The sequence below is a fragment of the Paraburkholderia sp. A1RI_3L genome (assembly GCF_048957895.1).
GTDB lineage: Bacteria > Pseudomonadota > Gammaproteobacteria > Burkholderiales > Burkholderiaceae > Paraburkholderia > Paraburkholderia kururiensis.
This window is the reverse complement of record NZ_JARCHA010000024.1, coordinates 26,486-32,666: the sequence shown is the minus strand read 5'-3', so window position 1 is coordinate 32,666 and position 6,181 is coordinate 26,486. Positions and strand designations below refer to the sequence as shown.

Genomic DNA, 6,181 nt, shown 5'->3' with positions numbered 1-6,181 from the left:
ATTCATCTGCAACGCGCCGAGTGAATGGGATAGCACGCACAACGAGACGCGCTTCGCGAGGCTGCTCGACGAGGGCGGGTTCTATCACGGCAACCGAAAGGGCTACGAGGATTTTCTGAAGTACCTCAAGGAACTTCAGTTCTGGGACGTGACGGGGTTGCCTGCCGGCCAGAAGCTCTGGTTCTTCCATCCACTCGCGTTTATCCGGCATTTCAGGAAGTGTGGGTGGCTAAGCAAGGGGGAATTGTCCCAAATCTACGATGAGTCAACATACACAGCGCTAGGGAAGACGGGCGAGCAATATCGGGAACTTTATCGCGGAGCCATTAATGCCGTTTTTAGGAAATACAGGATTCATGATCCGATGCGTAGCGCTCATTTTTTTGGGCAATGCGCAATCGAGTCATACCATATGATGGTGGTTCGCGAAAGCTCCACCGCCATTGGTAAAGCAGTTAAGACAAATCACCCTTCGATTATTCCTGAATTGAATGGATATTTTCGCTCGCCTGCCGCCACCCCAATAGATGAGACATACTTTAGCCAATACGATGGAAATATAAATTTGGGAAATACCGATCCAGGCGATGGAATAAAATTTCGCGGAAGGGGCTTTAAGCAACTCACTGGACGATATAATTACTCTGAGTATTGGATATATAGAGGATGGCTCGATCGCAAATCGTACGATCACACGTGGTTTAAGAAGAAGGAAGGCAATAATTTCAAGCCCGGCCCAAAAATAAATAATCCAGAATTTATCGGAAATGACACCTACTCCTGTGTTGACATTGCGGGATTTTTTTGTGTTCATACTGCGCTTCAAAAGGCAGCAGATCATGGAATTTCAGAGTCCGTTTCGCGCGCAGTGACCAAAATAGTTAACCCGTACGACGTAAAAAGTCCACCCTTGCGTTGGCGGGAGACACAAAATTCATATCGAGCATTGGGAGATCAGACGTGAAAAGATATTCTTTATTATTTCTTTTGGCGGCTCACCTTGGCAATGCATGGGCAGGTGTTGTCAGTTCTTGTGACGGGAATTATTCGGCAGTAGACAATGTTCGCGGTCAGGTAATGATAAATCATGGCGAGCGAAATATTGGATCAGCAAAAATCGACCATACTATTCGGGGAGGGGTATTTAGTCTCGATAATTCAATATTAGTAGTATTTGGGCCACCCAGGAAGATTGATCCGAATTATCCGCAGGTTACGCATCTATCCGTTTTTTTGGTGAAACCAAAATTTCGACTCATTGAAAAGGAGGTATATGGGGGTGGCGTGTACGATGCTGCGTTTAGCATTGACAAGAATTTTGTTGTTGTAAATAACCAATTTGGAGTAGATATAATAAATATCAAGAAAAAAAGGACTCAATTGTTTGACGCGGCGCATATTCCGAAATTCAAGACTCAGCATTGCCTGGAAAAATAGTTTCCTCGAAACCTTCCTTCTGCAAGGCCGACAAGCTCGAATCAGTTTAAGTGCATGAACAAGGAGCCTCTTCTGCGAAAAATTAGCTCGCATTTATAGCGCCATTCGCCACTTCGACCCGTGCATACTGTGATAACGCACCGAACAGCGCAGAATATTTCAATTCCCCTATGCGGATCAAGACAGAGAAATTTCATTGCTTGATAAATGAGAAGTCGATTGGCGTCCCACTGAGTTCGAATGATGGGGTAGTTGTTGTATCGGGCGCTGCCTACGTTCCTGTTGCTGATTTAAACCACTGCAAGGCTGATGTCCTCTTGCCATTCGGCGCGCACCGCCACACGCGGGATTTCTATTAGACGCAAATATGAGGAATGGCGTTTACCTCTCATTGCCCCCGGCTAGTGCCTCGCCCATGATTTTTTGGCAGTTTTTGCAAATCCTGATCAATGTAAACATTTTTTATGATGGATGCTTTACACAAGCACTATACAAGGGCACTAATTCGATTCGACGGGAGTTTGAAAGAGAATGCGCCAGCACGCGCAAATGACATAGTCGTCGCGAGAATCCTATGAGTTCCGCGCCGCCAGCGTACTCACTTCCCGCTCCGCCGATACCTGCTTCACGGACTGCGCGCCGATCACGTACATCGGTCCCTTCACCTGCTGCTTCACGTTGATCTCGTAGGTGTACAGCACCTGGTTCGTCCAGCTCGCGGGCGACTCCAGCACGCGCGCCATCTCGCCCTGGATACGCGCAATCTCTTTCTTGTCTTCGTCGCTGTGCGGCCGGCCGCTTTCGTCGTAGAGACGCAGCACGTTGCGATACGCGTTGATTTCCGCGCCTGCTTCGGGCGTCATGCGCTGGCGCTCGCCATGAATCTGGTTGCCGTGGCCGCTGTTGAGCTTCACTTTCGTGAGGTACTCGTTGACCTGCTGCTGGCCGTGTTCGGCCGACGCGCTCCAGTCGGCGTTGCGGCTGTCGATGTATTGCAGATAGTGATCGACGTTCGTGAATTCGGTGTCGCGGAACGTGCGCTCCGGCACCACGTTGCCGTCCTCCTCGGCAATGCGCAGTGCCGCGCCGGTGGCCGACTGCAGGACCGACACGCCAATGCCGAACGCGGGCGTGCTCGGCAGCGAAGACGAGCCGAACGGACTGCCGGTTGAATACGGGCTGGGCGCCGGCGCCGCAACCAGCGACGCGCTGCCGTTCACGCCGGCCGTGCGCCCCTTCACCGCGGTCTCGACAGTCTGCATGCCGGTGGCGTCTTCGCGATGCATCGTGTTGCCGCTCACACGCCCTTCCGCCGTCGCATACGGGCCGAACTTGTAGCCGTCCGGGTTCACGTAGCGCGCGCCTGCCGTACCGGAGACAGACACGTAGTTCGTTGCCGAGTTGTTCTCGAGCCAGTTGATGGAGAGGTCCGGGTCCTTGTAGAACTCTTCGGCAAGGCCATCCCACATCTCCGTCTGCGAGCGCGGCGCCTGCGCGCCCGGCCCGGACCGATAGATGTTGCGCACCACCGACTGCAGTTTGTCGCGCCACGCTTCGGGTTCCCCTGTGGGATCTTCCGTGCTTCTCACGCGTGCGCGAAACATCACGCCGCGCGGCTTGCTCGTGTCGCGCCCCGCTACGGCACTACCGTAGCCGCTCGCCATGAGTCGGCCGCCCAGCAACGACCAGCCGATAAAGCCGCCCATGCCCGCGTGCATCGACACGCGCTTGTCCGTGCCGATGAAAAGCTGGCCGTTGTGCGCCGACGAACCCACCTCGACGACGGAATGCCGCCCGCGCAGAAGCGCCACGTCGGGCGCAATGGCCGCTGCGGGCAGCCCGACGATGCCGAGCGCTGTCGCCAGGTTATCCGAAATGTTTGCGTTGACGCCGTAGACACCGCCGCTCGAAAGCTGCATCTGCCACGTGCGCGGCATGTTGCCGATCACGTAGCAGAGCGAATCGCCGATGCCCTCCACGCTGCTGCTCGCCTGCGGGTCCGGTTCGTAGAGCACGACCTTCATGCGTTCGATGTTCTGGCGCAGCGTGCGGTCTCTCGTATCGGGCACCACGTCGTCCATGGCCGCGCCGGATTCCTCGGCCCAGGTGGCGAGTTCGTCGGCCGTCATCTGCCTGGGCAGGTCCTTGAACGCCTGGCTTTCGCGTACCGTCTTGCGATCCACGTGCAGCATCTTCGCGACTTCGCGCTCGATAATGCCGCGCTGCGTGCGTCCAAAGCCAATGCCCCGGCGCAGCTTGCCCTTCGCGCCAATCGCCTGCTGCCACTGACCGAGCGCGACCGCGCGCACCGCATTCTGCACGAGCTGGGGGTCCGGCTGCTGCCCGTACGGCGTGACGGGCGCAGCCACGATGCGGTTGTTGAGCTGCTTCATGACGACGTCGATGGAAAGCACCGTGCTGAAGTCGTCTTCGGGATGCTGAAGCAGGCCGCCTGCTGTGCCGAGATTCAGTGCGTCGTGCGCCGAGTTGTTGGCGCCGACGGTGTGCTGCGCGGCCTGCGCCATGCGCCGCGGACTCTTCATGAAATTGGCGGCGCGACGCAGCCACGAGCCGGTTTGCGCGTTCTGCGCGGTGCGCTGCGCCTGCGTGACCATGTGGTACATGCGCGACTGCACCTGCCCGAGCTTCTCTTCGCTGATGTGATTGCGAAACGCGAGATACGCCGAGCGAAAGCGCGTTTCGGGATTCGCCCGCGGATCGTCGATGAGCGCTGCGCCGCAGATCAGCGCCTTGGCAGCGAGCGGTTCGCTACCAAGCGCCTTCGCGACCGTATCGGGCGCGTCGCTCGCCAGCCCCGGGTGACGGTCGGCGCGCGGCAGTACGGTGTTGGCGGCCACCAGCATCTCGCCGATGTCGCGCGGACGCGGTTCGTTCGGCGGCCAGTGCTTGAGCAGCCTGTCGGCGGCACGCCGGGTTTCGCGGTTCGCGTCGTTATGAATCTTGTTCTCGGTCTTGCTGAACGAAGAGGACTGCAGTTGCGTGAGTTCGTGCGGCGCGACGATGGAGAGCGCCTCGAAGCTGAGCGGCGCACGTGACAGCGCGCACGTCAGCGCGAAGAGATCGCGGCGCTCGTCGTCGGAGCGCGGCACGGACGAATCGCGCAACTGGTCGAGCAGTGTGTTCGCACGGCCCACGTCGCCGCCCGACACCTCCGCGAGCGCGCGGCCCAGCATCAATGCGAGCGTGTGAGGCGGCTCGCCGCGTTTGTCCGCGGGAATGGCATCGCGGATTTTTTCGCCGAGCGCCGCCCGCTCGTCTCGCGCGGTGGGATGCGTGCCGAGCGTGAAGCCCGACGCAATGCGCTGCGCCGCGGGGCCGGCATGATTGAGTTCGAAGCTGGCTTGCGAACGCGTGCGGTCGGTCTTGCCCGTCACCCTCTTCACGTCCTTGTTGCGCAGGCGTTCGACCGCGGCCGGCGCAGTCGCCTTCGGGTCGTGCGTGCGCACCTGGCGCTTGTGAAGCTGGACGTCGGGCTGGGCCGGCATGGCGTCGACAGCATTCTTCGTGTAGCCGGGCAGTACCGGAAGGGAACGCGTGCCCGGGCGGAACTTGCGACCCAAGTCGCCCTTCAGGTCCGTCCGCATCACGGCTTTTTCATCCGGTTGCGCGGGCTGGCCGCGCACCGCCTGGTTGAGTGCGCGCAGCGGCTCGAGCTGGGTGCCGGCCGCGCGCGTCTGCGCAACCGGCTTGACCGCCGCGGGCTCGTTCGGGGTGGCCGGCGTGGGCTGCTGCGGCGCGGAGGGCAGCAAATGGTTCTTTAGCCAGTTTCCAATCGTCGTCACATCGCCTCTCCAATGAGGGACTCGCCCGCCAGACGGCAGGCACAGCCACAGCAAGGCGACTATAGGTCCTGATCGCGATCCTTACGGCCGCCCTGCGAACCGGGAGACGAACGGGCGAAGCTGAATCGCACGACCGTGTCATACGTGTGACGAAACGCTATCGGGCGATGTGCGCGTATCCGGTTTTTATGCGCATAAAGTTTTTTTCGCGTTCGTGCGAGAGAACCACACGAGGGACAACACTCCGCCGGGCGAAATTGGGAAAGTTGAGCGATATTGAAAGACGTTGAGCGATATTTAAAAGCAATAACAATGTATTTCCCGTTACGTCGCGCTTTTGACACCCTTTTTACGCGCCGCCGCCTACTCTTCCCGTCAGCAACCGGAGGGCAACGGCGAATGCCGGTTCCAGCACGCTGTCACCCCCTTCGGCCGGTGAAATTCACTCCCTCATCCACAAGGAAGGACCGTCATGCTGAAGCTGCTGGTTCCCGTGGGCCGTTCGAAACGGTCGTTGCAGGCCGTGCGGCACGCGGCGTTTCTCTACCACGAGCGATGCGTGTCCGAAGTCGTGCTACTAAACGTGCAGCCGCCGCTCGAATCGACGCGGCTCGAAGCGTTCTACCCGCTCGAAGAACTGCGCGCCATGGAAGCCGCTGCCGCAAACGAGGCGCTGGAGCGCGCCGCACGCATTCTCGACGACGCCCACGTGCGCTATTCGCTAGCGGTGCAGGTAGGCCCCCTCGCCCCGACGATCGCCCATTGCGCCGACGAGCAACGCTGCGACGAGATCGTCGTCGCCGCACCGCCCAGGAGCGTGCTGCATGCAATCCGGCACATCGCCCGCCAAAGCGTGCTCGACCGGCTCGTGCGCATCGCACGCGTGCCCGTCACAGCGGTGCGTTGATGCAAGCGGACTTCACTCGCGCTCGTCGCGCTCA

At 59.1% G+C, this 6,181-nt stretch carries 4 protein-coding genes; 3 read left to right on the top strand and 1 reads right to left on the bottom strand.

Annotation, left to right across the window (positions count from 1 at the left end; all coding sequences use genetic code 11):
* Together PXJ20_RS31580 and PXJ20_RS31575 are read left to right on the top strand one after the other, a co-directional pair.
* The coding region (locus tag PXJ20_RS31580; protein ID WP_421057474.1) for a glycoside hydrolase family 19 protein at nucleotides 1–964 on the top strand (964 nt) is incomplete at its 5' end.
* The gene (locus PXJ20_RS31575) at nucleotides 961–1,437 is read left to right on the top strand and encodes a hypothetical protein (protein WP_421032497.1); all 477 of its coding nucleotides are present in this window, start codon (nucleotides 961–963) and stop codon (nucleotides 1,435–1,437) included. The genes PXJ20_RS31580 and PXJ20_RS31575, both read left to right, overlap by 4 nt.
* Before the next feature lie 572 nt (nucleotides 1,438–2,009).
* Here the strand turns inward: PXJ20_RS31575 and PXJ20_RS31570 are convergent.
* Nucleotides 2,010–5,240: a hypothetical protein gene (locus PXJ20_RS31570; RefSeq protein WP_421032498.1), complete on the bottom strand. Its 3,231-nt coding sequence runs from the start codon at nucleotides 5,238–5,240 to the stop codon at nucleotides 2,010–2,012.
* Nucleotides 5,241–5,712: 472 nt separating this feature from the next.
* Between PXJ20_RS31570 and PXJ20_RS31565 the strand changes: the two genes are divergently transcribed.
* A complete protein-coding gene (locus PXJ20_RS31565) occupies nucleotides 5,713–6,147 on the top strand; it encodes a universal stress protein (RefSeq protein WP_413214504.1) in 435 nt (144 codons plus the stop codon).
* Nucleotides 6,148–6,181 lie beyond the last annotated feature (34 nt).

Excerpts from the sequence above, each read along its gene's own strand:
- PXJ20_RS31565 (WP_413214504.1), top strand. The coding sequence starts at position 5,713 with ATGCTGAAGCTGCTGGTTCCCGTGGGCCGTTCGAAACGGTCGTTGCAG.